This is a genomic window from Streptomyces sp. UNOB3_S3, assembly GCF_020740895.1.
GTDB lineage: Bacteria > Actinomycetota > Actinomycetes > Streptomycetales > Streptomycetaceae > Streptomyces.
The window spans coordinates 1-26,869 of record NZ_JAILXP010000055.1; the positions used below are offsets into that span (position 1 = coordinate 1).

General features: G+C 72.4%; 28 protein-coding genes and 1 tRNA gene. 21 read left to right on the plus strand and 8 right to left on the minus strand.

The features are described 5' to 3' along the window. The coding region (locus K6I33_RS08760; RefSeq protein ID WP_229349541.1) for a glycoside hydrolase family 10 protein at positions 1-1,135 on the plus strand (1,135 nt) is incomplete at its 5' end. A gap of 7 nt (positions 1,136-1,142) precedes the next feature. Here K6I33_RS08760 and K6I33_RS08765 read toward each other — a convergent pair. The 4 genes from K6I33_RS08765 to K6I33_RS08780 form a co-directional block, all read right to left on the minus strand. After that, positions 1,143-1,343, minus strand: a complete 201-nt coding sequence (locus K6I33_RS08765; protein ID WP_229349543.1) for a DUF1918 domain-containing protein — start codon at positions 1,341-1,343, stop codon at positions 1,143-1,145. An 85-nt stretch (positions 1,344-1,428) separates the two neighbouring features. Continuing rightward, positions 1,429-2,352 carry a LysR family transcriptional regulator gene (locus K6I33_RS08770; protein ID WP_229349545.1) on the minus strand — a complete coding sequence of 308 codons (924 nt, stop codon included), beginning with the start codon at positions 2,350-2,352 and terminating at the stop codon, positions 1,429-1,431. A 144-nt stretch (positions 2,353-2,496) separates the two neighbouring features. Further along, positions 2,497-3,717, minus strand: a complete 1,221-nt coding sequence (locus K6I33_RS08775) for a beta-ketoacyl synthase (RefSeq protein ID WP_229349547.1) — start codon at positions 3,715-3,717, stop codon at positions 2,497-2,499. 152 nt (positions 3,718-3,869) lie between these two features. After that, entirely contained in the window at positions 3,870-4,448 is a 579-nt protein-coding gene (locus tag K6I33_RS08780; protein ID WP_229349600.1) for a GNAT family N-acetyltransferase, read from the minus strand. 48 nt (positions 4,449-4,496) lie between these two features. Between K6I33_RS08780 and K6I33_RS08785 the strand changes: the two genes are divergently transcribed. The 8 genes from K6I33_RS08785 (at position 4,497) to K6I33_RS08820 (ending at position 12,416) form a co-directional block, all read left to right on the plus strand. Then, a complete protein-coding gene (locus K6I33_RS08785) occupies positions 4,497-5,078 on the plus strand; it encodes a TetR/AcrR family transcriptional regulator (protein ID WP_229349549.1) in 582 nt (193 codons plus the stop codon). Positions 5,079-5,176: 98 nt separating this feature from the next. Beyond that, positions 5,177-6,208, plus strand: coding sequence for an N-acetyl-gamma-glutamyl-phosphate reductase (gene argC, locus K6I33_RS08790; RefSeq protein ID WP_229349551.1), 1,032 nt, complete (start codon positions 5,177-5,179; stop codon positions 6,206-6,208). Continuing rightward, positions 6,205-6,351 (plus strand): hypothetical protein, encoded by a 147-nt coding sequence (locus K6I33_RS08795; protein ID WP_229349553.1) that lies wholly within the window; start codon positions 6,205-6,207, stop codon positions 6,349-6,351. Before argC ends, K6I33_RS08795 begins: the two co-directional genes overlap by 4 nt. Continuing rightward, the gene (gene argJ / locus K6I33_RS08800) at positions 6,348-7,520 is read left to right on the plus strand and encodes a bifunctional glutamate N-acetyltransferase/amino-acid acetyltransferase ArgJ (RefSeq protein WP_229349555.1); all 1,173 of its coding nucleotides are present in this window, start codon (positions 6,348-6,350) and stop codon (positions 7,518-7,520) included. Before K6I33_RS08795 ends, argJ begins: the two co-directional genes overlap by 4 nt. Then, positions 7,517-8,464, plus strand: a complete 948-nt coding sequence (argB, locus tag K6I33_RS08805; protein ID WP_229349558.1) for an acetylglutamate kinase — start codon at positions 7,517-7,519, stop codon at positions 8,462-8,464. The genes argJ and argB overlap by 4 nt, the downstream gene beginning before the upstream one ends. Continuing rightward, complete coding sequence (locus K6I33_RS08810) at positions 8,461-9,669, plus strand: acetylornithine transaminase (protein WP_229349560.1); 1,209 nt, start codon at positions 8,461-8,463, stop codon at positions 9,667-9,669. Before argB ends, K6I33_RS08810 begins: the two co-directional genes overlap by 4 nt. A gap of 8 nt (positions 9,670-9,677) precedes the next feature. Beyond that, positions 9,678-10,220: an arginine repressor gene (locus K6I33_RS08815; protein WP_229349562.1), complete on the plus strand. Its 543-nt coding sequence runs from the start codon at positions 9,678-9,680 to the stop codon at positions 10,218-10,220. A gap of 225 nt (positions 10,221-10,445) precedes the next feature. Continuing rightward, positions 10,446-12,416, plus strand: a complete 1,971-nt coding sequence (locus K6I33_RS08820; protein WP_229349564.1) for an FAD/NAD(P)-binding protein — start codon at positions 10,446-10,448, stop codon at positions 12,414-12,416. Here the strand turns inward: K6I33_RS08820 and K6I33_RS08825 are convergent. Beyond that, positions 12,382-12,455 (minus strand) — tRNA-Pro (locus K6I33_RS08825). The genes K6I33_RS08820 and K6I33_RS08825 overlap by 35 nt on opposite strands. Before the next feature lie 205 nt (positions 12,456-12,660). Here K6I33_RS08825 and K6I33_RS08830 point away from each other — a divergent pair. The 5 genes from K6I33_RS08830 (at position 12,661) to K6I33_RS08850 (ending at position 18,578) form a co-directional block, all read left to right on the plus strand. Beyond that, positions 12,661-13,860, plus strand: coding sequence for an argininosuccinate synthase (locus tag K6I33_RS08830; protein ID WP_229349566.1), 1,200 nt, complete (start codon positions 12,661-12,663; stop codon positions 13,858-13,860). An 82-nt stretch (positions 13,861-13,942) separates the two neighbouring features. After that, positions 13,943-15,391, plus strand: a complete 1,449-nt coding sequence (gene argH / locus K6I33_RS08835; RefSeq protein ID WP_229349568.1) for an argininosuccinate lyase — start codon at positions 13,943-13,945, stop codon at positions 15,389-15,391. A gap of 64 nt (positions 15,392-15,455) precedes the next feature. After that, positions 15,456-16,007 carry a TetR/AcrR family transcriptional regulator gene (locus K6I33_RS08840; protein WP_229349570.1) on the plus strand — a complete coding sequence of 184 codons (552 nt, stop codon included), beginning with the start codon at positions 15,456-15,458 and terminating at the stop codon, positions 16,005-16,007. Further along, entirely contained in the window at positions 16,004-17,554 is a 1,551-nt protein-coding gene (locus tag K6I33_RS08845) for an MFS transporter (RefSeq protein WP_229349572.1), read from the plus strand. Before K6I33_RS08840 ends, K6I33_RS08845 begins: the two co-directional genes overlap by 4 nt. A gap of 199 nt (positions 17,555-17,753) precedes the next feature. Then, positions 17,754-18,578 (plus strand): alpha/beta fold hydrolase, encoded by an 825-nt coding sequence (locus tag K6I33_RS08850; protein WP_229349575.1) that lies wholly within the window; start codon positions 17,754-17,756, stop codon positions 18,576-18,578. 31 nt (positions 18,579-18,609) lie between these two features. On the opposite strand, the gene K6I33_RS08855 is transcribed toward K6I33_RS08850, so the two are convergent. Continuing rightward, on the minus strand, positions 18,610-19,278 hold the full coding sequence (locus K6I33_RS08855; RefSeq protein WP_229349577.1) for a 1-acyl-sn-glycerol-3-phosphate acyltransferase: 669 nt from the start codon (positions 19,276-19,278) through the stop codon (positions 18,610-18,612). A gap of 225 nt (positions 19,279-19,503) precedes the next feature. Between K6I33_RS08855 and K6I33_RS08860 the strand changes: the two genes are divergently transcribed. The 3 genes from K6I33_RS08860 (at position 19,504) to K6I33_RS08870 (ending at position 21,852) form a co-directional block, all read left to right on the plus strand. After that, positions 19,504-20,682 carry a glycerophosphodiester phosphodiesterase gene (locus tag K6I33_RS08860; protein ID WP_229349579.1) on the plus strand — a complete coding sequence of 393 codons (1,179 nt, stop codon included), beginning with the start codon at positions 19,504-19,506 and terminating at the stop codon, positions 20,680-20,682. A gap of 90 nt (positions 20,683-20,772) precedes the next feature. Beyond that, on the plus strand, positions 20,773-21,291 hold the full coding sequence (locus K6I33_RS08865) for a sigma-70 family RNA polymerase sigma factor (protein ID WP_229349582.1): 519 nt from the start codon (positions 20,773-20,775) through the stop codon (positions 21,289-21,291). A gap of 48 nt (positions 21,292-21,339) precedes the next feature. Beyond that, positions 21,340-21,852, plus strand: coding sequence for a GNAT family N-acetyltransferase (locus K6I33_RS08870; RefSeq protein WP_229349584.1), 513 nt, complete (start codon positions 21,340-21,342; stop codon positions 21,850-21,852). A 19-nt stretch (positions 21,853-21,871) separates the two neighbouring features. On the opposite strand, the gene K6I33_RS08875 is transcribed toward K6I33_RS08870, so the two are convergent. Beyond that, the gene (locus K6I33_RS08875; RefSeq protein WP_229349586.1) at positions 21,872-22,291 is read right to left on the minus strand and encodes a hypothetical protein; all 420 of its coding nucleotides are present in this window, start codon (positions 22,289-22,291) and stop codon (positions 21,872-21,874) included. Positions 22,292-22,293: 2 nt separating this feature from the next. Beyond that, positions 22,294-22,653 (minus strand): hypothetical protein, encoded by a 360-nt coding sequence (locus K6I33_RS08880; RefSeq protein ID WP_229349588.1) that lies wholly within the window; start codon positions 22,651-22,653, stop codon positions 22,294-22,296. A gap of 470 nt (positions 22,654-23,123) precedes the next feature. On the opposite strand from K6I33_RS08880, the gene K6I33_RS08885 reads away from it, so the two are divergent. The 4 genes from K6I33_RS08885 (at position 23,124) to K6I33_RS08900 (ending at position 26,755) form a co-directional block, all read left to right on the plus strand. After that, on the plus strand, positions 23,124-24,173 hold the full coding sequence (locus K6I33_RS08885) for a methionine ABC transporter ATP-binding protein (protein ID WP_229349590.1): 1,050 nt from the start codon (positions 23,124-23,126) through the stop codon (positions 24,171-24,173). Next, positions 24,170-24,955, plus strand: a complete 786-nt coding sequence (locus K6I33_RS08890) for a methionine ABC transporter permease (protein WP_229349593.1) — start codon at positions 24,170-24,172, stop codon at positions 24,953-24,955. The genes K6I33_RS08885 and K6I33_RS08890 overlap by 4 nt, the downstream gene beginning before the upstream one ends. Before the next feature lie 97 nt (positions 24,956-25,052). Next, complete coding sequence (locus K6I33_RS08895) at positions 25,053-25,925, plus strand: MetQ/NlpA family ABC transporter substrate-binding protein (protein WP_229349595.1); 873 nt, start codon at positions 25,053-25,055, stop codon at positions 25,923-25,925. Positions 25,926-26,089: 164 nt separating this feature from the next. Next, entirely contained in the window at positions 26,090-26,755 is a 666-nt protein-coding gene (locus tag K6I33_RS08900; RefSeq protein ID WP_229349597.1) for a GNAT family N-acetyltransferase, read from the plus strand. Positions 26,756-26,869 lie beyond the last annotated feature (114 nt).

Consider the following 26,869-nt stretch of genomic DNA (forward strand, 5'->3'; position numbering starts at 1 on the left):
GACCCAGGGGCGGGAGTTCCGGGGCATGTGGATCGCGACCGTCGTCAATGTCGACTGGCCCTCGCGTCCCGGGCTGCCGCCGGAGCGGCAACGGGCCGAGCTGCTGGCCCTGTTCGACGCGGCGGTGGCCCGGCGGCTGAACACGGTGATCCTTCAGATCCGGCCGACGGCCGACGCCTTCTGGCCCTCACGCTTCGAGCCGTGGTCGGAATATCTGACCGGTATTCAGGGTCGGTCGCCCGGCTGGGATCCGCTGGCCTTCGCCGTGCGCGAGGCCCACAAGCGCCGTCTGGAGCTCCACGGTTGGTTCAATCCGTACCGCGTCGCCAACCACACCGACCCCGGACGGCTCGTGCCCACCCACCCCGCGCGGATCCACCCCGAGTGGGTGGTGCCCTACGGCGGGAAGCTCTACTACAACCCCGGGCTCCCCGAGGTCCGCCGGTTCGTCCAGGACGCCCTGCTCGACGCCGTCTGGCGCTACGACCTCGACGGCGTGCACTTCGACGACTACTTCTACCCGTACCCCGTGGCCGGCCAGACCTTCGACGACACGGCCGCCTACGAGCGGTACGGCGCCGGCTTCCCCGACCGGGCGGCCTGGCGGCGCGACAACATCGACCGCCTGGTACGGGAGACGGGCGAGCGGATCGGGCGCCGTAAACCGCATGTGCGCTTTGGCATCAGCCCCTTCGCCGTCTGGCGCAACCGCGCCACGGACCCCCGGGGCTCCGACACCAAGGCCGGGGTGCAGACCTACGACGACCTCCACGCCGACACCCTCACCTGGGTCCGCCGGCAGTGGATCGACTACATCGTCCCGCAGTGCTACTGGCACATCGGCTTCGCGCCCGCCGACTACGCCACGCTGGTGCCCTGGTGGGCGCAGGCCGTGCGCGGCACGAACGTCCAGCTCTACATCGGCGAGGCCCTCTACCGGGCGGGCGATCCCGCGCAGCCCGCGCCCTGGCAGGACCCGGCCGAGCTCTCCCGGCACATCGCGCTGGGCCGCAGCCATCCGGAGGTGCGCGGCAACGTCTACTTCTCGGCGAGGAACGTCGTGGCCGACCGCATCGGGGCGATGGCGCGCGTGGTGAAGGACCACTACCCCCACCGCGCGCGCCCGCCGCGCTAGGACCTGCCTAGAACTGCTCGCCGGTCTTGTGGTGGGCCACTACGGAGTCGGGGCCGGGGGACATGATCGTCTCGTGCCCCTTGTCGTCCCGCACCCGGTAGGGCGGGTTGCCCTTGGGGCCCAGGACCTCCACGATCTCCACGGTGTGGTCGTGCTGCCCGACGACCCGGCCGTGCACGACCAGCCGGTCGCCCTTCTTCGCTTCCATCGACGTGACCACCCTTTCGCCGGAACGGGACAGGTGCGTTCCCGGAATAGTCCCAGCCTAAGGTGACCGGCGGTATAGGGCGCGCTCAGGAATGGCCGGTGCCGCCAGGCTCCGCGCTCCCGGCACCGGCCGCTTCGGCCACGGCCTCCCGCAGCCACCGGTGGGCCGGGTCGGTGTCCACGCGCACGTGCCAGGCCATGCCCAGGGCGACCGGCGGCAGGGCCAGCGGGATCTCCCGGACCACCAGCGGCACGGTCTCGGCGACATGGGCGGCGACCGCCGCGCCGACCAGCGCCAGCGCGTCGGAGCGCAGCGCGAGGAAGCAGGCCGTGACGTGCGAGGGCACCGTCGTGAGGATCCGGCGGGTCAGCCCGAGCTCGGCGAGCCGCTCGTCGACGACGCTGTGGAAGAGCCCCCGCCGGGTGACCGTGATGTGGGGGAGCGCGGCGAACCGCTCGACGGTCAGCGGCCCGGCCGCGTGCGGCGTGTCGGCGCGGCAGACCGCGACGTGGTCCTGCGGTGGCAGCGGCCGGCTGCGCACGTCGTGCGGGAGCTCGGGCAGCTGACCGATGTCCAGGTCGACGCCGTCGCGCAGATCGGCGGGGTCCTCGTCGCCCTCGGGCAGGATCCGCAGCTGGATGCCGGGCGCCTCCCGGGCCACGCGGGCGGTGAGCGGCGGGCCGAGGACGACGGCCGACGCGTCGTTGGTGCGCAGGGTGAACCGCCGCTCCACGGTCGCGATGTCGACCTCCGGAGCGGGCCGCAGCGCGGCCAGCGCCCCGGCGAGGGCCGCCTCGACCGACGGCCGCAGCTCCCGCGCCCGGGGGGTGAGGGTCAGACCGCGCCCGGCCGGGACCAGCAGCGGATCGCCCAGCACCCGCCGCAGCCGGCCCAGGGTGCGGCTCATCGCGGAGGCCGAGACGTTCATCCGGGCGGCGGCGCCCGTCACGCTCCCTTCCCGCAGGAGGGCGTCCAGGGCGGGGAGGAGATTCATGTCGGGCAACTGCATGAGCAGCATCGTTGCACGCCGCTCACAGGTCGCGGCCCCGCGCCCGAAGGGGCGCGGGACAGTGTCGATATGCGGCTACCGCCGCGTGGGCGCGATCAGCCACCGACGGCCCGCAGCCGAATGACCGCAAACCCGGCGGGGCGCTCAGGACGCCGTGAAGACCAGCGACGCGTTGTGGCCGCCGAAGCCGAAGGAGTTCGTGAGCGCGGCCGTCACCGCGCCCCGGCGGGGCCCGCCCGCGACGACGTCGAGCCCCACCTCGGGGTCCAGGGTGTCGAGGTTCGCGGTGGCGGGGACGACGCCGTCGCGGACCGCCAGGATCGCGGCGAGCGCGCCGACCGCCCCGGCGGCGCCGAAGAGGTGCCCCGTCATCGACTTGGTCGCGGTGACGGACGGGTGGAGCCCGATGGCCTCGGTGACCGACCGCGCCTCGACGAGGTCGCCCAGGGGTGTGGACGTCGCGTGGGCGTGGACGTGCTCGATGTCCAGCGGGGACAGCCCCGCCGACGCCAGCGCCAGCCGCATCGCGCGGGCCTGGCCCTCGGGGTGCGCGGCGGTGATGTGGTGGGCGTCCGAGGTGACCCCGGCCCCGGCGAGCCGCGCGTGGGCGCGGGCCGCGCGGGCGGCGGCGAACTCCGCGCGCTCCAGGACGACCACGGCGGCGCCCTCGCCGATGACGAAGCCGTCGCGGCCGGTGTCGAAGGGACGGGACGCCAGGGCGGGCGCGTCATTGCGGGTCGAGTGGGCCTTGGCCTGCGCGAAGCCGGCGATGGGCAGCGGGGCGATACAGGCCTCCGTGCCTCCCGCGACCACCACGTCGGCGCGGCCGAGCCGGATCAGGTCCAGGCCCATGGCGATGGCCTCGGCGCCGGACGCGCAGGCGCTGACCGGGGTGTGGGCCCCGCCCCGGGCGCCCAGCTCGATGCTGACCCAGGCGGCGGGACCGTTGGCCATCAGCATGGGGACGGTGTGCGGGGAGACCCGCCGCACCCCGGACGCCTCCAGGACGTCGTCCTGCCCGAGCAGCGTCAGCGCGCCGCCCGTGCCCGTGCCGATGACCACGGCCAGTCGCTCCGGCTCGACCTCGGGCCGGCCCGCGTCGGCCCACGCCTCCCTGGCGGCGACGAGCGCGATCTGCTCGCAGCGGTCCATCCGGCGGGCCTGCACCCGGTCCAGGACCTCGGTCGGCTCGGACTTGAGCCGCCCGGCGATCCGCACGGGCAGGGCGGCCGCCCACTCCTCCTCGATCGGGCCGATCCCCGACTCCCCGGCGAGCATCGCGGCCCAGGTCGACGCCACGTCCCCGCCGAGCGGCGTCGTGGCCCCCAGACCCGTGACCACCACATCCTTGACATCGCTGCTCATGGACAACCCCCTTTGTAGTACAGACACAACTCCCCGCCCGGCAGGCGAGCGGGGAGTGATCAACTCGTTGGCCACTCTTCCAGGGGTTTTCCGGCGGCACGGATGCGGTGATCCACGGAGTCGGGTTCCGGGGTTTTGTGGGGTCCGGTGATTTACTCCGTGGGCGTGAGGTTGTCCCCGGCCGGGCGGCGGGTCCGCAGTTCGGAGGCCAGGACGGCCCAGATCTGCTTGTCGTAGCGGATGCCGTCGAAGGGCCAGTGCTCGCGCCGCACACCTTCGAGCGCCATGCCGAGCCGCACGGCGACCGCGGAGCTCCGCTGATTGTCGGCCCGGCAGTGCCATTCGGCGCGGTGCAGCCCCCGGTCGGTGAAGGCCCAGTCCAGCAGGGCGCGGCACGCCTTCGTGATCAGGCCCAGTCCCTCGGCGGCCGGCTCCAGCCAGCAGCCGATCTCGCAGGAACCGAAGGTGGTGTCGAAGTCCACGAACATCGCGCCGCCGACGAGCGTGCCCTCCAGCCAGATGCCGTAGAGGCGGGCGCCGTCCGCGGCCTGGCGCTCGGCGTACCGGCGCAGTGTGCCCCGCGCCCCGTCGAGGTCGTCGGTGACGAACGCCGGCCCGACCCACGGCCGGATGTGCTCGCGGGCCCGGTCCATATGGGCCGCGAACTCCTCGGCGTGCCATATCTCCAGCGGACGGAGGAAGGCGTCGTCCCGCAGCGGCAGGGAGAACATGGTGACCCCATTCACACAACAAGCGTTACGGATATGTACGGTGGCAGCATGCCACGTACCAAGGGAGATCACGAAGCCCGGCGCCGCGAAGTCTCGGAGGCGGTCTGGCGGGTGCTGGCCGCGCACGGTTTCGACGGGCTGACCCTGCGCGCCGTCGCCGCCGAGCTCGGCGCCACCACCGGTCTGCTCACCCACTACTTCCCCGCCAAGCGCGACCTGGTCGTGTACGCCCTCGACCTGCTCGCGGAGCGGACCGCCGCCCGCCCCCGGCGCGAGGCGGGGGCGGGGCTGTCCGCCCTGCGGGCCGCCCTGCTCGACGTCCTTCCGCTGACGGCGGAGGCGGTGGCGAGCAACCGGATCTGGGTCTCGTCCTGGGACACCGCGCTCGCCGACCCCGCGCTGAGCGACGACTACGGCCGGAAGTACGGCCGGAGCCGCGAGAAGCTGCGCGACCTGGTCGCCACGGCCCAGCGGCTCGGCGAGCTGCCCCCCGGGGACCCGGAGCGCGTCGCGGCCGGCGCCCAGGCCTTCGTGCTCGGCCTGGTGGTGCAGGCCCTCTTCAGCCCGGCGGAGTTCCCGCCCCACCGCCAGGCCGAGCTCCTCGACGACTACCTGGCGGCGCTGGGCTGACTCCGTCGCCGATTCCGTCCGCCCCGCACTCCATCCCGCGCTCCATTGCATAAAACTGCTGTCATCCGTATAGTCATGCCATCACCAAGGAGGCGTCGATGGCGGCGATACACGCGGCAGTGGCCGGAGCGAGCGGATACGCGGGCGGGGAAGTCCTGCGCCTGCTGCTGGGGCACCCCGAGGTCCGTATCGGCGCGCTGACCGGGAACTCCAACGCCGGCGCGCGTCTCGGCGGCCTCCAGCCGCATCTGCCGCAGCTCGCGGACCGGGTGCTGCTGCCGACGGAGACCGAGGCCCTCGCCGGGCACGACGTCGTCTTCCTGGCCCTGCCGCACGGGCAGTCCGCCGCCGTCGCCGCCGAGCTCGGCGAGGACGTCCTGGTCGTCGACTGCGGGGCCGACTTCCGGCTGAAGGACGCGGCCGCGTGGGAGCGCTTCTACGGCTCGCCGCACGCGGGCACCTGGCCGTACGGGCTGCCGGAACTGCCCGGCGCGCGGGACGCGCTGCGCGGTGCCCGGCGGATCGCCGTGCCGGGCTGCTACCCCACCGCCGTCTCCCTCGCCCTCTTCCCCGCGTACACCGCCGGGCTGGCCGCGCCCGAGGCCGTGGTCGTCGCCGCGTCCGGCACCTCCGGTGCCGGCAAGGCCGCCAGACCGCACCTGCTGGGCAGCGAGGTCATGGGCGCCATGAGCCCGTACGGCGTCGGCGGCGGCCACCGGCACACCCCGGAGATGGCCCAGAACCTCTCCGCCGCCGCGGGCGAGCCCGTCACCGTGTCCTTCACCCCGACCCTCGCCCCCATGCCGCGCGGCATCCTCGCCACGTGCAGCGCCAAGGCCCGGCCGGGGGTCACGGCGGACGCCGTGCGCGCCGCGTACGAGAAGGCCTTCGCCGGCGAGCCGTTCGTCCGGCTCCTGCCGGAGGGCCAGTGGCCCTCGACCGCGTCCGTCCTCGGCTCCAACACCGCCCTCGTCCAGGTCGCCCTGGACGAGGCGGCGGGCCGGATCGTCGCGATCAGCGCCATCGACAACCTCGCCAAGGGCACGGCCGGCGGCGCCGTGCAGAGCATGAACATCGCCCTCGGGCTGCCCGAGGAGCTGGGACTGCCCGCCACCGGGGTGGCGCCATGAGCATCCGGCGCGCGGTCGCCACCGCGCTAGCCCGTCTCGCGCCGTGCGCCCCGGGCGACCTGTGCGACAGACCCCCGACCGGCCGCCGCGCCGGAACCCACGACCCGAAGACATCGACGGCAGTCGGCAAGGAGAAGCAGTGAGCGTCACAGCGGCGAAGGGATTCACGGCGGCGGGCATCGCCGCCGGGATCAAGGAGAGCGGTCAGCCCGACTTGGCCCTCGTGGTCAACCAGGGCCCCCGTCTGGCCGCAGCGGGCGTCTTCACCGCCAACCGCGTCAAGGCCGCCCCCGTGCTCTGGTCCCAGCAGGTCCTGAAGGGCGGTCAGGTCTCCGCCGTCGTCCTCAACTCCGGCGGCGCCAACGCCTGCACCGGGCCCGAGGGCTTCCAGGACACCCACGCCACCGCCGAGAAGGCCGCCGCCATCTTGAACGAAAAAGAAGGCAGCCCGGGGCACAGCGCCGCCGAGATCGCCATCGCCTCCACCGGCCTGATCGGCGTCCGGCTTCCGATGGACAAGCTGCTCCCCGGCATCGACAAGGCCGCCGCCGAACTCTCCGCGCACGGCGGCGAGAAGGCCGCCATCGCCATCAAGACCACGGACACCGTGCACAAGACGGCCGTGGCCCAGGGCGACGGCTGGACCGTGGGCGGCATGGCCAAGGGCGCGGGCATGCTCGCCCCCGGCCTCGCCACCATGCTCGTCGTCCTCACCACCGACGCCGACGTCGACGCCGCCGGCCTCGACACCGCGCTGCGCGCCGCCACCCGGACCACCTTCGACCGGGTCGACTCCGACGGCTGCATGTCCACCAACGACACCGTGCTGCTGCTCGCCTCGGGCGCCGCCGGCGTCACGCCCGGTCAGGACGCCTTCGCCGAGGCCGTCCGGGCCGTCTGCGACGACCTCGCCCGCCAGCTCATCGGCGACGCCGAGGGCGCCAGCAAGGACATCCGCATCGAGGTGATCAACGCCGCCACCGAGGACGACGCCGTCGAGGTCGGCCGCTCCATCGCCCGCAACAACCTCCTCAAGTGCGCCCTCCACGGCGAGGACCCCAACTGGGGCCGGGTGCTCTCCGCCATCGGCACCACCTCCGCCGCCTTCGACCCCGACCGGCTCAACGTGGCCATCAACGACGTCTGGGTCTGCCGGAACGGCTCCGTCGGCGACGACCGCGACCTCGTCGACATGCGGTACCGGGAGGTCCGCATCACCGCCGACCTGTCCGCGGGCTCCGAGACCGCGACCATCTGGGCCAACGACCTCACCGCCGACTACGTCCACGAGAACAGCGCGTACTCCTCATGACGACGACCGAAGCCTCCGAGTTCTCCGAGTCCTCCGAGACCTCGGGAACCACTCGCCGGCACACCGCCCTGCCCAAGGCCCGCACCCTCGTCGAGGCCCTGCCCTGGCTGACGCGCCACCACGGCAAGACCGTCGTCGTGAAGTTCGGCGGCAACGCCATGGTCGACGAGGAGCTCAAGGCCGCCTTCGCCCAGGACGTCGTCTTCCTGCGGCACGCCGGCCTCAAGCCCGTCGTCGTGCACGGCGGCGGGCCGCAGATCAGCTCCCAGCTCGACCGGATGGGCATCGCCTCGGAGTTCAAGGCCGGGCTGCGGGTCACCACGCCCGAGGCCATGGACGTCGTCCGCATGGTCCTCGCCGGGCAGGTGCAGCGCGAGCTCGTCGGCCTGCTCAACCAGCACGGCCCCCTCGCCGTCGGCCTCACCGGCGAGGACGCCCACCTGATGACCGCCACCAAGCACTACGCCGCCATCGACGGCGAGCGCGTGGACCTCGGGCGGGTCGGCGAGATCACCGCGATCGACCCGGGCGCCGTCCAGGCCCTGCTCGACGACGGCCGCATCCCCGTCGTCTCCTCCATCGCCCGCAGCGCCGACGACGGTCACGTCTACAACGTCAACGCCGACACCGCCGCCGCCGCGCTCGCCGTGGCGCTCGGCGCCGAGACGCTGATGGTCCTCACCGACGTCGAGGGCCTCTACGAGGACTGGCCGCACAGCGACGAGGTCATCAGCCGGCTCACCGCGAGCGAGCTGGAACGGCTGCTGCCCGAGCTGGCCAGCGGCATGGTGCCCAAGATGGAGGGCTGCCTGTACGCCGTGCGCAACGGTGTCACCACGGCGCGGGTGATAGACGGCCGCGTCCAGCACTCGATCCTGCTGGAGATCTTCACGGACGAGGGCATCGGCACCATGGTCGTGCCGGACCCGGAGGGACAGTCATGACGACCAACGCGGAGCTCACCCGGCGCTGGCGGGGTGCCCTGATGGACAACTACGGCACGCCCGCGATCCCGCTGGTGCGCGGCGAGGGCCCGTTCGTCTGGGACGCCGACGGCAAGCGCTACCTGGACTTCGTCGGCGGCATCGCCGTCAACGCCCTCGGCCACGCCCACCCGGCCGTCGTCCGGGCCGTGTCGGACCAGATCGCCACCCTCGGCCATGTCTCCAACCTGTTCACCGCCGAGCCGACCGTCCAGCTCGCCGAGCGGCTGCTGGCGCTGGCCGGCCGCCCCGGACGGGTCTACTTCGCCAACTCCGGCGCGGAGGCCGTCGAGGCCGCGTTCAAGATCGGACGGCGGACGGGCCGGCCGCACATGGTGGCCGCCCGGGGCGGCTTCCACGGCCGCACCATGGGCGCCCTCGCCCTCACCGGCCAGCCCGCCAAGCAGGAACCCTTCCTTCCGCTGCCGGGCGACGTCACCCACGTGCCGTACGGGGACACGGAGGCGCTCCGCGCCGCCGTCACCACCGACACCGCGATGGTCGTCCTGGAGCCGGTCCAGGGCGAGAACGGCGTCGTCGTGCCGCCGGCGGGCTATCTGGCCGCCGCCCGGGAGATCACCCGCGCGGCCGGGGCCCTGCTGGTGCTGGACGAGATCCAGACAGGTATCGGCCGCACCGGACACTGGTTCGAGCACCTGGCGCAGGGCGTCGAGCCGGACGTCGTCACCCTCGCCAAGGGCCTCGGCGGCGGGCTGCCCATCGGGGCGACCCTGGCCTTCGGGCCCGCCGCCGACCTGCTGACGCCTGGTCAGCACGGCTCCACCTTCGGCGGCAACCCCGTCGCCTGCGCCGCCGCGCTCGCCGTCCTGGAGACCCTGGAGGCCGACGGTATCCTCGACCGGGTCAAGCGCGTGGGGGGTCTGCTGGGTGACGGGATCGCCGCGCTCGGCCACCCCCTGGTCGACCACGTCCGTGGTACCGGCCTGCTGCTGGGTATTGTCCTTGGCGAGCCCCTCGCACCGAAGGTGCAGCAGGCGGCCCAGGAAGCCGGCCTGCTGGTGAACGCGGTCGCGCCCGATGTGGTGCGGCTGGCCCCTCCGCTGATCATCACCGAGGATGAGGTGGAGACGTTCCTCCGGACGCTGCCCGGCGTCCTGGACGCCGTCGCCGACGGGGCCCACGGGGAACGACGATCCGGAGACTGACGAAGAAGATGACCGAGGCGCAGGAGACCGAGCCGGTTCACGGCGGGCAGGCCGTGCCGCAGACCCGCACCGCACGCCACCGCCGCATCGTGGACATCCTCAGCCGGCAGGCCGTCCGCTCCCAGAGCCAGCTCGCCAAGCTGCTCGCCGACGACGGACTCTCCGTCACCCAGGCGACGCTCTCCCGAGACCTCGACGAGCTCGGCGCCGTCAAGATCCGCAACACCGGTGGCGAACTGATCTACGCGGTGCCCTCCGAGGGCGGCGACCGCACCCCGCGCGCCCCCCTCGGGGAGTCCGCCTCGGAGGCCCGGATGGGCCGGCTCGCCGCCGAGCTGCTGATCTCGGCCGAGGCCTCCGCCAACCTGGTCGTGCTGCGGACGCCGCCGGGCGCCGCCCAGTTCTTCGCCTCGGCGATCGACCAGGCGGGCGTCCACGAGATCATCGGCACCATCGCCGGTGACGACACCGTGCTGCTGATCAGCCGTGACCCGAGCGGCGGCCAGGCGCTGGCGGACCATCTGCTGCGGCTGGCGCAGAAGGAACGGTGACGCTCCGCTGAGGGTTCCGCGACGGGCGGAGCGCTGTCGGCCGCGGGCCGTCCGTGGCCGGTCGCGCAGTTCCCCGCGCCCCTGACGGGGCGGCACGTGCCGCCTACCACCATCAACTCCTGCTGTCGAGGGCCATGTTCGAACTCCGGTGAAAGTGCACGCCGAGGGAGCCGCTGACGGCATCCTGCGCCGAGGGAACGGTCCCCTCGACGAAGGAGGCGCCGAGTGACCGGCGACGACCTCACGCTGTGCATCATCGGTGCCGGCCCGCGCGGCCTGTCGGTGCTGGAGCGGCTGTGCGCCAACGCCCGGGCCGCCGCGGCCTCCGGGGCGCCCCGGACCGTGGCCGTCCACCTCGTCGACCCCGGACGCCCGGGCTCCGGCGGCGTGTGGCGCACCGGCCAGTCGCGCCATCTGCTGATGAACACCGTGGCATCGCAGATCACCATGTTCACCGACGCCAGCGTGCGCATAGCGGGGCCGCTCGAACCCGGGCCCGGCCTCTACACGTGGGCGCGCTCCCGCCCCCACGCGGACGCGGCGGTCCGCGCCGAGGCCCGGCGGCTGGGCCCGGACTCGTACCCCACCCGGGCCTTCTACGGCCACTACCTGGAGTGGGTCTTCCGGCGGGTGGTGCGCCGCGCCCCCACGGGCGTCTCCGTCCGCGTCCACCGCGCCCGCGCCGTCGCGCTGGACGACGGGGCCGGCCCCGCCCGGCAGACCGTGCGCCTGGACGACGGCACCCTCCTCGGCGGCCTCGACGCCGTCGTCCTCTGCCAGGGCCATCTGCCCGCGCGCCCGACGGACGCCGAAGCGGAACTGGCCTCCTTCGCGGCCGGGCACGGCCTGCTCTACCTCCCGCCCGCCAACCCCGCCGACGCCGACCTCTCCGCCGTCCGGCCGGGGGAGACCGTGCTGTTACGGGGCCTCGGACTGACCTTCTCCGACCATGTGGCCCTGCTCACCGAGGGCCGGGGCGGCACCTTCGAGAGAACCGGCGGCTCCCTCGTCTACCGCCCCTCGGGTCGCGAACCCCTCCTCCACGCGGGCTCCCGGCGCGGCGTCCCGTACCACGCCCGGGGCGAGAACGAGAAGGGCGCGCACGGCCGCCACCGCCCCCGCCTGCTCACCCCGCTCACCCTTGCCCGGCTGCGCGCCCGCGCCGACGCCGGCCGGGGCCTCGACTTCCGGGCCGACCTGTGGCCGCTGATCGCCAAGGAGGCCGAGTGCGTCTACTACGAGGCGCTGCTGCGCCGCCGGGGGACCGGCGCGGGCGAGCTCACGGAGTTCGCGGACCGCTATCTGGCCGCCCCGCGCGGGGCGGTGGAGGGGGACGTCCTCGCCCGGTACGGCATCGGGCGCGCCGACCGCTGGGACTGGGACCGCCTCGCCCGGCCCTGCGCGGGCCTGCGCTTCACGGGCCCCGGCGAGCTGCGGTCCTGGCTGCTGGACCGGCTGGCCCGCGATGTGGCCGAGGCCCGCGCGGGCAATGTCAGCGGCCCCCTCAAGGCGGCCCTCGACGTCCTGCGCGACCTGCGCAACGAGATCCGGCAACTGGTCGACCACGGCGGGCTGCTCGGCGACTCGCACCGCGACGACCTCGACGGCTGGTACACCCCGCTCAACGCCTTCCTGTCCATCGGCCCGCCCGCCCACCGGATCGAGCAGACGGCGGCGCTGATCGAGGCCGGGATCCTGAGCGTCGCCGGGCCGGGCGCGCGGATCCGCACGGAGACCGGGGCGTTCGTCCTGGAATCCGATGTACCGGGTGCGGGGGCGCGCGGCCGGGTCCTGATCGAGGCCCGGCTGCCCGAGCCCGACCTGGCCCGCACGGCCGACCCCTTGCTGCGGCACCTGCTCGCCATGGGCCAGTGCCGGGCCCACCGCGTCCCCCGCGGCGACGGCACCGACCACGTCACGGGCGGCCTCGCCGTCACGGGCCGCCCGTACCACCTGCTCGACGCGACGGGCCGCCCCCACCCGCGCCGCTTCGCCCTCGGGGTGCCCACGGAGTCCGTCCACTGGGTCACGGCGGCGGGCATCCGCCCCGGCGTGGACTCGGTGACCCTGGGGGAGTCGGATGCGGTGGCCAGGGCGGTGCTGGATATGAAAGAAGCCTCTGATCTGCGGTTTCCCGCCGATCAGAGGCTTCTTCACACCGTCGGGACGGCGGGATTTGAACCCACGACCCCTTGACCCCCAGTCAAGTGCGCTACCAAGCTGCGCCACGTCCCGGTGCCGCGTCCCTCCGGGGTTTTCTTCCCGGTGGGGCGTGCAGAAAGAAAATATCCTGTTCCGCGCCGTGATCCAAATCCGGGGGTCCGGAGCGCGACATTCACCCTCTCGAGCTCTTGACGAAACATGCGCCGCACTGCATAGTTATGCCCATCAGCGCATGAATGCGCAGCGCACAGCGCATCGCACCGTAAGGAGAACCCCCGTGACCGAGCGCGTCGTACTCGCCTATTCCGGCGGCCTTGACACCTCCGTCGCCATCGGCTGGATCGCCGAGGAGACGGGCGCCGAGGTCATCGCCGTCGCCGTGGATGTCGGTCAGGGCGGCGAGGACCTGGACGTCATCCGCAAGCGCGCGCTCGCCTGCGGTGCGGTCGAGGCCGAGGTCGCGGACGCCAAGGACGAGTTCGCGGAGGAGTACTGCCTCCCCGCGATCAAGGCCAACGCCCTGTACATGGACCGGTACCCGCTGGTCTCCGCCCTCTCCCGGCCCACGATCGTCAAGCACCTGGTCGCCGCCGCCAAGAAGCACGGCGCGACCACCGTCGCCCACGGCTGCACCGGCAAGGGCAACGACCAGGTGCGGTTCGAGGCCGGCATCTCCTCCCTCGCCCCCGAGCTGAAGTGCATCGCCCCCGTCCGGGACTACGCGATGACCCGGGACAAGGCCATCGCCTTCTGCGAGGCCAAGGGCCTGCCGATCGCGACGACCAAGAAGTCGCCGTACTCCATCGACCAGAACGTCTTCGGCCGGGCCGTCGAGACCGGCTTCCTGGAGGACATCTGGAACGCCCCGATCGAGGACGTCTACGACTACACCGCCAACCCGGCCACCCCCCGGGAGGCCGACGAGGTGGTCATCACCTTCGACAAAGGCGTCCCGGTGGCCATCGACGGCAAGCCCGTCACCGTGCTCCAGGCCATCCAGCAGATGAACGAGCGGGCCGGCGCCCAGGGCGTCGGGCGGCTGGACATGGTCGAGGACCGGCTGGTCGGCATCAAGTCCCGGGAGATCTACGAGGCGCCCGGCGCGATCGCGCTGATCACCGCGCACCAGGAGCTGGAGGCCGTGACCGTCGAGCGCGAGCTCGCCCGGTACAAGCGGCAGGTCGAGCAGCGGTGGGCCGAGCTGGTCTACGACGGCCTGTGGTTCTCGCCGCTCAAGCGGGCCCTGGACGGCTTCGTCGCCGAGGCCAACGAGCACGTCTCCGGTGACATCCGGATGACCCTCCACGGCGGCCGGGCCGTCGTCACGGGCCGCCGGTCCGAGACGTCGCTCTACGACTTCAACCTCGCGACCTACGACACCGGCGACACCTTCGACCAGTCGATGTCGAAGGGCTTCATCGAGATCTTCGGCCTGTCCTCGAAGATCGCGGCCAAGCGGGACCTGGCCGTTCAGTAGTCCGCCCCCACCCCCCAGCGGTCTCCCCGGCGCCTCGGCCGGGGAGACCGCGGCACCGCGCCACGCAGAGGAGCAATCGACGATGACCACCGGATCGCAGGCCCCCGCCGGAGGCGGCGACGTGCGGCTGTGGGGCGGCCGGTTCGCGGACGGGCCTGCCGAGGCCCTCGCCAAGCTGTCCGCCTCCGTCCACTTCGACTGGCGACTCGCCCCCTACGACATCGCAGGCTCCCGCGCCCACGCCCGGGTGCTGCACAAGGCCGGGCTGCTCACCGACGACGAGCTCACCCGCATGATCGAGGGCCTCGGGCTGCTGGAGGCCGACGTCGCCGCCGGCACCTTCACCGGTACCGTCGCCGACGAGGACGTCCACACCGCCCTGGAGCGCGGCCTGCTGGAGCGGCTCGGCCCGGACCTCGGCGGCAAGCTGCGCGCCGGCCGGTCGCGCAACGACCAGGTCGCCACGCTCTTCCGGATGTATCTGCGCGACCACGCGCGGATCATCGGCGGGCTGATCGCCGACCTCCAGGAGGCGCTCGTCGGCCTCGCCGAGGCCCACCCGGACGTCGCCATGCCGGGCCGCACCCACCTCCAGCACGCCCAGCCGGTGCTCTTCGCCCACCATGTGCTCGCCCACGTCCAGGCGCTGTCCCGGGACGCGGAGCGGCTGCGGCAGTGGGACGAGCGCACGGCGGTCTCGCCGTACGGCTCGGGCGCGCTCGCCGGGTCCTCCCTCGGGCTGGACCCGGAGGCGGTCGCCGCCGACCTGGGCTTCGAGCGCGGCTCCGCGGGGAACTCCATCGACGGCACGGCCTCCCGGGACTTCGTCGCCGAGTTCGCCTTCATCACGGCGATGACCGGCGTCGACCTGTCGCGGATCGCCGAGGAGGTCATCATCTGGAACACGAAGGAGTTCTCCTTCGTCACCCTCCACGACGCCTTCTCCACCGGCTCCTCGATCATGCCGCAGAAGAAGAACCCCGACATCGCCGAGCTCGCGCGCGGCAAGTCCGGCCGGCTGATCGGCAACCTCACCGGGCTCATGGCCACCCTCAAGGCCCTGCCACTCGCCTACAACCGCGATCTCCAGGAGGACAAGGAGCCGGTCTTCGACTCCTGCGACCAGCTGGAGGTCCTGCTGCCGGCCTTCACCGGGATGATGGCGACCCTCACCGTCCACCGCGAGCGGATGGAGGAGCTGGCCCCGGCCGGCTTCTCGCTGGCCACCGACATCGCCGAATGGCTGGTCCGGCAGGGCGTGCCGTTCCGTGTGGCGCACGAGGTCGCGGGGGAGTGCGTCAAGGAGTGCGAGGCGCGCGGGATCGAGCTCGACGGGCTCACCGACGAGCAGTTCGCCGCGATCTCCCCGCATCTGACCCCCGAGGTCCGCACGGTCCTCAGCGTCCCCGGCGCGCTCGCCTCCCGCAGCGGGCGGGGCGGCACGGCCCCCTCGGCCGTGGCGGTCCAGCTCCAGGAGGTCAAGGCCGATCTGGCGGTCCAGCGCGCCTGGGCGGATGCACGACACGGGTAATTATTTTTGAGACGCCGACAACCCGGATGAGACATTCACGTCTCATCCGGGTTATGGTCGTCTCATGAGCCTTGACCGCCGCGAGCATGTACTGAGAGCAGCCGCAGCCCTGCTCACCCGTAAGGCGACCGCCTCCATGGACGAGATCGCCAAGGCCGCCGGCATCAGCCGCGCCACCCTCCACCGTCACTTCGCCGGTCGCGACGCGCTCGTGCGGGCCCTGGAGAAGCTCGGCATCGAGCAGTTCGAGCGGGCCCTGGACGAGGCCCGGACGGACGAGGGCGACGCGGCGCAGGCCGTGCGCCGCCTGATCGAGAAGGCCGAGCCGGTCGCCGGCATCCTGTCGTTCCTCTACACCGAGAACCAGCTCTTCGAGGGCGAGATGAACGAGGGCTGGAACCGCCTCGACGCCCGTGTCCACGCGCTCTTCCTGCGCGGGCAGGAGGAGGGCGCCATCCGGGTCGACCTCTCACCCGCCTGGCTCACCGACGCGCTGTACGGGCTGATCGCCTCCGGGGCCTGGGCCGTGCAGGATGGGCGGGTGGCCGCCAAGGACCTCACCCGCATGGTCTCCGAGCTGCTGCTCGGCGGGGCGCAGCGGCGGGCCGAGCGGTGAGCGCGCGAACCGCCGGCGCACCCGGCGCGCCCGTGCCGGTGGAGACGCCGCGCCCGGGGCGCTGGCTGGCGCTGGCCGTGCTCGCCCTCGCCGTCCTGCTCGTCGCCGTCGACGCGACCGTGCTGGGGCTCGCCACGCCGTTCCTCAGCGAGGACCTGAAGCCGTCGGGCACCCAGCTGCTGTGGATCGGTGACGTCTACTCCTTCGTCATCGCCGGACTGCTGGTCTCCATGGGCAGCCTGGGCGACCGGGTGGGCCGCAAGAAGCTGCTGCTGACGGGCGCCGTGGCGTTCGGCGCGGTGTCGGTGCTCAACGCCTACGCGTCCAGCCCCGAGATGATGATCGCGGCGCGGGCGCTGCTGGGTGTGGCGGGCGCGACGCTGATGCCCTCGACGCTCGCGCTGATCCGCAATATCTTCCACGACCCCAAGGAGCGCAGCCTGGCCATCGGCATCTGGGGTGCCATGGCCTCCGCGGGCGCGGCCGTCGGCCCGGTGGTGGGCGGCTTCCTGCTGGAGAACTTCTGGTGGGGGTCGGTCTTCCTGATCAACCTGCCGGTGATGGCCGTGCTCGTCCTCGTCGGGGCGAAGCTGCTGCCGGAGTCCAAGGACCCCGCCCCCGGGCCGTGGGACCTGCCGAGCGTGCTGCTGTCGATGGCCGGCATCATCGGCCTGGTCTACGCGATCAAGGAGGGTGCCACCAATGGCTTCGGCTGGCCGATCGCCCTGGCGGCCGTCGTCGGCGCGGGGGCGCTGGTGTGGTTCGTGCGGCGGCAGCTCACGCTGCCCTCGCCGCTGCTGAACATGCGGCTCTTCCACCACCGGGGCTTCTCGGCGGCGGTCCTGGCCGATCTGCTGACGGTGCTGGGGCTGTCCGGGATGGTCTTCTTCCTCTCCCAGTTCCTCCAGCTGGTGCAGGACCGCAGCCCGCTGGAGGCGGGGCTGGCCGAGCTGCCCGCCGCCATCGGCGCGGTGACGGCCGGTCTGCTGGCCGGGCAGGCCGCCCGGCGCTGGTCGGTGCGCTCGGTGGTCGCCGGCGGGCTCGGGGCGATAGGGCTCGCGCTCGCGGCGCTGGTCGTGCTGAACGCGGACACCTCCTACCCGGTGCTGGGCGCGGCGCTGCTCGTCGTCGGCATCGGGGCGGGCTTCTCCTTCACCGTCACCGCCGATGTGATCCTCTCCAGCGTGCCCAAGGAGCAGGCGGGCGCGGCCTCGGCGGTCTCGGAGACGGCCTACGAGCTGGGTGCCGCCCTGGGCATCGCCCTGCTGGGCACGATCGTCACCGGGGTCTACCGGGGGTTCACCGTGCCGGCCGGGGTCCCGGCGGGTACGGCGGGCGACGCGCGGGAGTCCCTGGGCGGCGCGGTCGAAGCGGCCGCCACCCTGCCCGCGGACACGGGCTCGGCGCTGCTCGGCTCGGCGCAGGACGCCTTCGTCGAGGGGCTGCGGATCGCCTCGGGCGTCGGTGCGCTGGTGCTGCTGGTGACGGCGGTCGCGGCCTGGTTCCTGCTGCGCGGACAGCGGCTGGAGGAAGGGTACGGCGGCTGAGCAGGCATGGGCTCGGATGAGCAAACACCACATGGGCCGGGGTGGCAAGCCCCGGCCCATGTGACGTTTACCGGCGAGTAACTCTCTTGACGCACTCCTGACACGCCCGGGAACATCTCGTCCACCGGTCGACATTGTCGAACGAGGTTCGGACGAAGGCGTCCGCAGCAGCGACGCCATGTTCAAAGGAATCCCCCACATGCGTCTGCGTACCACCGCACGGTTCCTGGTCGCCGCCGCGGCCACCGCCGCGCTGAGCCTCATGGGCCTCACCGCGTCCCCGGCCTCCGCCTCGGTCCTGGACGTTCCGCCCAAGGGCGCCAACGACTGGTCCTGCAAGCCGGACTCGGCCCACCCGCAGCCCGTCGTGCTGGTCAACGGCACGTTCAAGCTGATGGCGGAGAACTGGGCCAAGCTCTCCCCGAAGCTCAAGGAGGCGGGCTACTGCGTCTTCGCCTTCAACTACGGGCACATGGAGACCGACCCCATCCCGCAGGCCGCCGCCGAGCTGCGCGACTTCGTCGAGGCGGTGCGCGGCGCGACGGGCGCGGCCAAGGTCGACATCGTCGGGCACAGCCAGGGCGGCATGATGCCGCGCTACTACGTGAAGTTCCTCGGCGGCGCGGACAAGGTCGACGACCTCGTGGGCATCGTCCCGTCCAACCACGGCACGAAGAACCCGCTCGCGATCGCCGCGGGCTGGACCTTCTGCCCGTCCTGCGTGGACCAGCAGGTCGGCTCGGACCTGCTGAAGAAGCTCAACGAGGGCGACGAGACCCCGGCCGGGCCGGACTACACCGTCATCACCACCCGGCACGACGAGGTGGTCGTCCCCTACACCAGCGCCCTGCTGACCGGCCCCGCCGAGCACCTCAGCAATGTCGTGCTCCAGGACAAGTGCCCGCTGGACCTCTTCATGCACGACCAGGCCACCAAGGACCCGGTCGTCGCCCAGTGGGTGCTGAACGCCCTCGGGCGCAAGGGCCCGGCCGACCCGGCGTTCCAGCCGCGCTGCCTGGGCTAGCCCCCGCGCGGAGCGCGGCGGCCGGCCGGGGTCAGGCCGCCTTGGCCTTGGTGGCGTACATGTCCACGTACTCCTGGCCGGACAGCCGCATGACCTCGCTCATCACCTCGTCGGTGACGGCGCGCAGCACATAGCGGTCGCGGTCCATCCCCTCGTAGCGGGAGAAGTCCAGCGGCTCGCCGAAGCGCACCGTCACCGGCGCGATGCGCGGCAGGCCCTTGCCGGAGGGCTGGACCTTCTCCGTGCCGATCATCGCGAACGGCACCACCGGCGCGCCCGTCATCAGCGTGAGGCGGGCGATGCCGGTGCGGCCGCGGTAGAGACGGCCGTCGGGGGAGCGGGTGCCCTCCGGGTAGATGCCGAAGACCTTGCCCTCCTCCAGCACCCGACGGCCCGTCATCAGCGCGGCCACCCCGCCGTTGCCGCCGTCGCGATCGACCGGGATCATCCCGGAGGCGCCGAAGAACCACGCCATCAGCCGGCCCTTGAGCCCCTTGCCCGTGACGTACTCGTCCTTGCCGATGAAGAACACCTGGCGCTTGACGACCAGGGCGAGGAACAGGGAGTCCACGAACGTGGTGTGGTTCCCCGCGAGGATCACCGGCCCGCTCTCCGCGATGTGCTCGGCTCCCTCGATCTTGGGGCGGTACAGGACGCGCATGAGCAATCCGAGGAACGCCTTGAGCAGGATGCGGGACAACGGACCCTCCGGTCGTGATGTGCGGGACGGGCGCGCGGGGCGCGGTCGATGACGATACTCGCGGGTACGCCTCCTGCGCACGCGGGGTTGACCGAGTCGAAACAGAGTGTTGACGTGACTTTCCACTCCGTTCCGCATTCGTTCTTCAACCCGGAAGTCGGACGTGCATACGATCGCCCGGCCATGAGCACCACACGGCAACAGCACCACCACAGAAGGAGAGACATGCAGCAGGAGCAGCGGCCGGGCAGGCGCACGGTGCTGGGGGCCGCGGCGGCCCTCGGCGCGGGGGCGGTCGCCCTCGGCGGCGGAGCGGTTCCGGCGACGGCGGCCACGGGACGCGAGACGGACCTCACGGCCGGGCGCGGCCACGGCGGTTCCTACAAGGACCTTCCCGTGCCCACCGTCATCGGGCACCGCGGCGCCTGCGGCTACCGGCCCGAGCACACCTTCGGCTCCTACGAGTACGCCCTCGCCAACGGCGCGGACGTCATCGAGCAGGACGTCGTGCCGACCAAGGACGGCCACCTCGTCTGCCGCCACGAGAACGACATCACCAACACCACCGATGTCGCCTCGCACCCGGAGTTCGCCTCCCGCAAGACCACCAAGACCGTGGACGGCGAGCAGCACACCGGCTGGTTCACCGAGGACTTCACCCTCGCGGAGCTGAAGACCCTGCGGGCCAAGGAGCGCATCCCGGGCAACCGCCAGCACAACACCCTCTACGACGGCCGCTGGGACGTGCCGACGTTCGAGGAGGTCCTCAAGTGGGCCGACGAGCAGGGCCGCAAGCGTGGCCGGCGGATCTGGCTCCATGTGGAGACCAAGCACCCCACGTACTTCCGCAAGATCGGCCTGGGCCTGGAGGAGCGCCTCGCCAAGCTGCTGCGCCGCTACGGCCGGTCGGGCCGCAACGGTTACACCTTCCTCCAGTCGTTCGAGCCGAGCAGCCTCCAGCGCCTGGGCCGGCTGGGTCTCGACTGCCCCAAGGTGCTGCTGCTGGACGACCTGCCCACCCGCCCCTGGGACTTCGTCGAGGCGAAGGACCCGCGCACCGTCGCCGACCTCATCACGCCCAAGGGCCTGGCGTGGGTCTCCGGCTTCGCGCAGGGCATCGGCCCCTGGGTGAACCAGATCATCCCCCGGGACAAGGACGGCAAGCTCACCAAGCCCACCACGCTGGTGCGCGACGCCCACGCCGCCGGGCTGATCCTCCACCCGTACACCATGCGCAACGAGAACAGCTTCCTGCCCGCCGACTTCCGCCGGGGCACGGACCCGAACGCCTACGGCGACGCGTTCGGCGCGTTCAAGGCGTACTTCGCGACGGGCATCGACGGCATATTCTCCGACAACTGCGACACGGCGGCGTTCGCGCGAGCGGACTTCCTCAAGCACTGACCCTCGTGTCCAGCCCGGGTGCCTAGCCCGGACGGGTGAATTCCGGTCGGCCCGGAAACCGGTGGGCCGGAGGGCGGCGTCCCCGCCCGCGTGACCACTCAGAGTGATCTCCTGACCCGGCTGAGCCCCCTGCTCAAGGCGGAGTGCGCCGCCGAGGCGCACTCCGCCGGCCTGGACGCCGCCGACCTCGAACAGTCCGTCTGGGTACGGCTGCTGAGCGAGCGCCGCGCCGGGGAGCCCGCCGCGCGCCTGACGGCGGCCGTCCGGGCCGAGGTCCGCGCCGCCCTGCGCCGGGCCCGGCGGGAGGTGCTCTACGACCCCACCGCCGAGGCCGCCCGGGCACCCGGCGGACGGGCGGATTCCGGGGCGGGCTCCGGAGTGGAACAGGCCGTGCTGGCCGCCGAGTCCCGCCGCGAGCTCCGGGCCGCCGTCCGCCGGCTGCCCGGCCGCTGTCCCCGGCTGATTTCCGCGCTTCTTTCGGGCCACGACCCGACCTACCGTGAAATCGCAGGGAAGTTGGGAATGTCACAAGGATCTTTGGGGCCCGTACGTTCCCGCTGCCTGGGATGCCTGCGCAGAATGCTCATGGCAGAGATTGCGGCTCCTTGACCCGGGGAAAGGAGCATCAAGCGACCCAGCAAGGGGAGGCGTGCGCACATGGGCATGAGCGTGACCATCTCGGCCGCGGCCGAGCACGATGCCGAGCAGATCCTCAAGCTCCAGTACCTCTGCTACCAGAGCGAGGCGGAGCTCTACGGCGACTACACCATCGAACCCCTGACGCAGACGCTCGACGACCTGCGCGCCGAACTGGGCCGCGGCTGTGTGCTCGTGGCCCGGCTCGGCGAGGAGGTCGTCGGCTCGGTGCGCGCCACCGTCGACGCCGAGGGGACGGCCGTCATCACCGGGCTGATCGTCCACCCCCGGCTGCGGCGGCACGGCCTGGGCGGGCGGCTGCTCGCCGCGATCGAGGAGCGGCTGGCGGAGGAGTGGGCGGCCAAGCGGTTCCGGCTGGCCACCGGCCGGCGCGGCGAGGGAAGCCCGCGTCTCTACCGCAAGTGGGGCTACGCGCGCACCGGCGCCGAGCCCGCCGGGCGGAACCTCACCCCGGTCACCCTGGAGAAGGAGGCCGGGCCCGCCGGGGCGCCCGCCCTGGTGACGAGCGCCTGACGCCGGGCCGTGCCGGGCCTCAGCGCGGGGCCCGGCGCAGCCAGACCATCGCGGTCACCGGCAGGACGACCGGGATGAAGAGATAGCCCATGCCGTAGTCCGACCAGACCGTGGCGTCGGGGAAGGCGGACGGCTCCAGCAGCGTCCAGGTGCCCACGGTCACCACACCCACCAGCTCGGCGGCGCAGCACACCAGCGCCGCCCTGCGGGCCCGCCCGCCACCGCGCACCAGCGAGTACGTGATGAAGGCGTACACCGCGGCGGCGGCCGCCGACAGGACGTACGCGAGCGGCGCCCGGCCGAAGTCCAGGATCATCTGGACGATCGAGCGGGAGGCCGCCGCGACGGTGAAGACGCCGTAGAGCCAGACCAGCAGCCGGCCCGGCCCCTGGCCGAGGTCGAAGCCGGACCGCTCGCCCGTGTCCGTGGTCTCGGTCATGGTCAGCCTCCCCAGATGTCGTAGAGCCGCACTTCCAGCACGGCCAGGATCACGGCGCCCGCCGCCACGGTGGCCGAGCCCCAGCGGGTCCGCTCGGCCAGGGACATAAAGCCCGCCGCGGGCACGGCGGCCGCCGCGCCCAGCAGATAGGCCACGAAGATCGTCGTGCCCTGCGCCGGCTTGTCGCCGCCGGACAGCCGCACCACACCGATGACGAGCTGCACCAGCGCCAGCGCCGCGACCACGGCCATCCCGATGAAGTGCCAGTCCTTGGTGGGCTCGTCCCGGGCGAAGGCGAAACCGCACCAGGCGGCCAGCGCGAGGGCGGCCAGACCGGCCGCGAGCGTCAGCGCGTCGAGCACCGGGACCCCCGGGCGACGTGGGTGTGCGAAGGGGACGAGACAGGCATGGGACGACTCTAAACGCCCGGTACGGGCCCCTCGCGCGCGCCCCCGCGGTCCACCACGCGAGAGATCACGTCCGCTATTCGGACAGGCTTGGCCGATTCGCACGCCCGTCTGTTTTACTTGCCCGCATGACCACGACGAGCACCCGCATCCTTGCGACCGAGGCGATGACGACGCCCGGTGCTGCTCGTCGCATGTGTCGAATGTGTGACTGCTGAGGGCCCCTGTGCCTCGCGCCCCGAAGCGAGACCCCGTAGCGCACCCCGTCCGGCCAACGGCCGGAGGGAGCCGCGCCGCCCCCGCGTCACCAGATGCCACCGAGCCCGCGCCCCGCGCGCCCGCCGGGGCACTCCGATGCCGCGTTCCGCAATGAATTCCCGTGCCGGCGCCATCGCGTCGCGCACTCGACAGTGACGGAAACCCCTGTGATCACCACTACGGGCCTGACAAAGGTCTACCGCTCACGAGGCCGCGAGGTCACCGCCCTCGACGGCGTCGATCTCCACGTCCGTGAGGGCGAGGTGTACGGCGTCGTCGGCCAGAGCGGCGCCGGCAAGTCGACCCTCATCCGCTGCGTCAACCTCCTGGAGCGCCCCAGCTCCGGCACGGTCACCGTCGCCGGCCAGGACCTCACCGCCCTCGCCGGGCGGGGCCAGCGGGCCGGCGCCGAGCTGCGCAGGGCGCGCAGCCGCATCGGCATGGTCTTCCAGCACTTCAACCTGCTCTCCTCGCGGACCGTGCAGGCCAACATCGAGCTGCCGCTCGAGATCCTCGGCGTCTCCGGCAAGGAGCGCGAGCGCAAGGCCCTGGAGCTGCTGGACCTCGTCGGCCTCGCCGACAAGGCCAAGGCCTACCCCGGCCAGCTCTCCGGCGGCCAGAAGCAGCGCGTGGGCATCGCCCGCGCCCTGGCCGGCGACCCCAAGGTGCTCCTCTCCGACGAGTCGACCTCCGCGCTCGACCCGGAGACCACCCGCTCCATCCTCCAGCTGCTGCGCGACCTCAACCAGCAGCTCGGGCTGACCGTCCTGCTGATCACCCACGAGATGGACGTCGTCAAGACCATCTGCGACTCCGCGGCCCTGATGAAGGGCGGCCGCGTCGTGGAGTCCGGCACCGTCTCCGAACTGCTCGCCACCCCCGGCTCCGAGCTGGCCGCCGAGCTGTTCCCGGTCGGCGGCGAGCCCTCCGGCCCGGACCGCACCGTCGTGGACGTCACCTTCCACGGCGACGCCGCGACCCAGCCGGTCATCTCCCAGCTGTCCCGTACGTACAACATCGACATCTCGATCCTGGGCGCCGCGATGGACACCGTCTGCGGCAAGCAGGTCGGCCGGATGCGCATCGAGCTGCCCGGCCGGTTCGAGGAGAACGTCGTCCCGATCGGCTTCCTGCGCGAGCAGGGCCTCCAGGTCGACGTGGCGGACGTACAGACCCCGCCCCCCGCCGCCGATCTCCTCAAGGAAGGTGCCAAGTGACCTGGGCCGAGATGCAGCCCCTGCTGCGCGACGCGTGTCTGGACACCCTCTTCATGGTGTGGTGGTCCACCGTCTACTCCGTCCTCGGCGGCCTGCCGCTGGGCCTGCTGATCGTCCTGACCGACCGCGGGGGCCTCCTGCAGAACGTCGCGGTCAACAAGGTCCTCGGAGCGATCCTCAACCTGGGCCGCTCGCTGCCGTTCATCATCCTCATCGTCTGGCTGATCCCCTTCAGCCGGATGGTCGTCGGCACCTCCATCGGCCCCAGCGCGGCCGTGGTGGCGCTCGCCATCGGGGCGATCCCCTTCTTCGCCCGGCTGGTGGAGACCGCCGTCCGCGAGGTCGACCACGGGCTGGTCGAAGCCGTGCAGTCGATGGGCGGCGGCACCTGGACGATCATCTTCAAGGTGCTCCTCCCGCAGGCCCTGCCCTCCCTCCTCGCGGGCCTGACCACCACCGTCATCACCCTCATCGGCTACTCCGCCATGGCGGGCGCGGTCGGCGGCGGCGGTCTCGGCAACCTCGCCATCACCTATGGCTACCAGCGGCGCGAGGACGCGCTGATGAACATCACCATCCTGCTGCTGATCGTCATCGTGACCGTCGTCCAGCTCACCGGCGACCTCGCCGTACGCCGCCTCGCCTCGCGCGGCGGCCGCCAGGCGGCCCCCGTGGGCCTGCGCCGGCTCCTGCCCGCGCAGCGCAAGCCCGCCGCCGCGGCCGCCACGACCCAGGCCACCGGTGTCGTGGAGCCCGAGCCCGCCGTGGACAAGGCGGTCTGACCCGCACCACCCCCACAGACTCCCCGGAGCCCGGACCCTTTGCCGGGCGTCAGTACCGGGGCACCCCGAGATACACCAAGCAAGGAAGGCACTCTTCGTGCGTACCACCGTCAAGCTCACCGCCGCCATCGCGGCCGCCGCCGCCCTGACCCTCGGTCTGAGTGCCTGCAGCGCGCCCTCCGACACCTCCTCCTCCGGCAGCTCCAAGAAGGGCAAGGACGCCGACCCGGCCGCCAAGCTCGTCGTCGCCGCCAGCCCGACCCCCCACGGCGACATCCTCAACTTCGTCCGCGACAACCTCGCGGCCAAGGCCGGCCTGAAGCTGGAGGTGAAGGAGTTCAACGACTACGTCCTCCCCAACACCGCCACCCAGAACGGCGAGGTCGACGCGAACTTCTTCCAGCACAAGCCCTACCTCGACGACTTCAACAAGAAGAACAAGACGGACATCGTCCCCGTCGTCAACGTCGAGATCGAGCCGCTCGGCCTCTACTCCAAGAAGGGCAAGAAGGTCGCCGACCTCGGCTCCGGCTCCACCATCGCCGTCCCCAACGACGCCACCAACGAGGGACGCGCGCTGAAGCTGCTCGCCGACAACGGCGTCATCAAGCTGAAGGACGGCGTCGGCGCCGCCGCCAAGCTCTCCGACGTCGCGGACGACAAGGGCGTGAAGTTCACCGAGCTCGAGGCCGCCCAGATCCCCTCCCGCCTCGACGACGTCGACGCCGCGGTGATCAACGGCAACTTCGCCATCAGCGCCAAGCTCAGCCCCGCCAAGGACGCCATCGCCCTGGAGAAGGCGGAGGGCAACCCCTACGCCAACTTCCTGGCGGTCAAGAAGGGCAACGAGAAGGACCCCCGGATCGAGAAGCTCGCCAAGCTCCTCAACTCCGACGAGGTCAAGAAGTTCATCGAGCAGAAGTTCAGCAACGGCGCCGTGATCCCCGCCTTCGGTCCCGTCGCGAGCTGACACCTTGTAACCTCGGCCATCCGTACGGACACAGGCCCCGCGCACACGATCCCCCGTGCGCGGGGCCTGGCGCTTGGCGCACCCGCCCGCACATGCTGCATGCTGGTGCACCCGGGCCCCGCCCGTACCACCCGAGCCCACCCGCCGCGGCGTTGGAGCAGCGCATGACTTCCACCTTTCCGGACATCTCCATCAGTACGGACCGGCTGGTGCTGCGCCCGTTCGAGGCCGGGGACATCCCCCCGCTCGCCGAGATGATGAACGACGAACTCGTCACCGCCTGGACCTCGGCCCCCTACCCCTACACCACCGCCGACGCCCGCGACTGGGCGCTGCGCCGGGCCCCCTCGGAACGCCTCTCCGGACGCGGAATCGTCTTTGCGGTCGCGGAGTTCCTCACCCAGCGTCTCGTGGGCACCCTCCACTTCCGCAACACCGACTGGCGCACCCTCACCGCCGAGGTCGCCTATGTCACCGCGCCCTGGGCCCGGGGCGAGGGCTACGCCTGCGAAGCCGTGCTCGCCGCCGCCGAATGGCTCTTCCGCGACCAGAAATTCGAACGCCTGGAGATGCGCACCGCCGCCGACAACACCGCCGCCCAGCAGGTCGCCCAGAAGGCCGGCTGCGTCAGCGAGGGCGTCCTGCGCAGCGCCTGGATAGCGCGCAGCCGCACCGAGGGCGGCGCCGGCTGGACCGAGTCCCGGACGGACCTCATCATCTGGAGCCTGCTCCCCGAGGACCTCGACGAGCTCCAGGAGCCCCGGACGGGCGGCGGATACGACTACATGTCCGCCGGGGGATACGCCTCCGCCCTCCCCGACTGGCGCTGAGCGCCCACCGCCGCCACGCCCGGACGGTACCCGGCCGGGGTACGCTCACCCTGCCCGTTCACGGGCAACCACCTCGCGACCCGCCCCGCGCCCACCTCGCGCCGCCCCGCGACC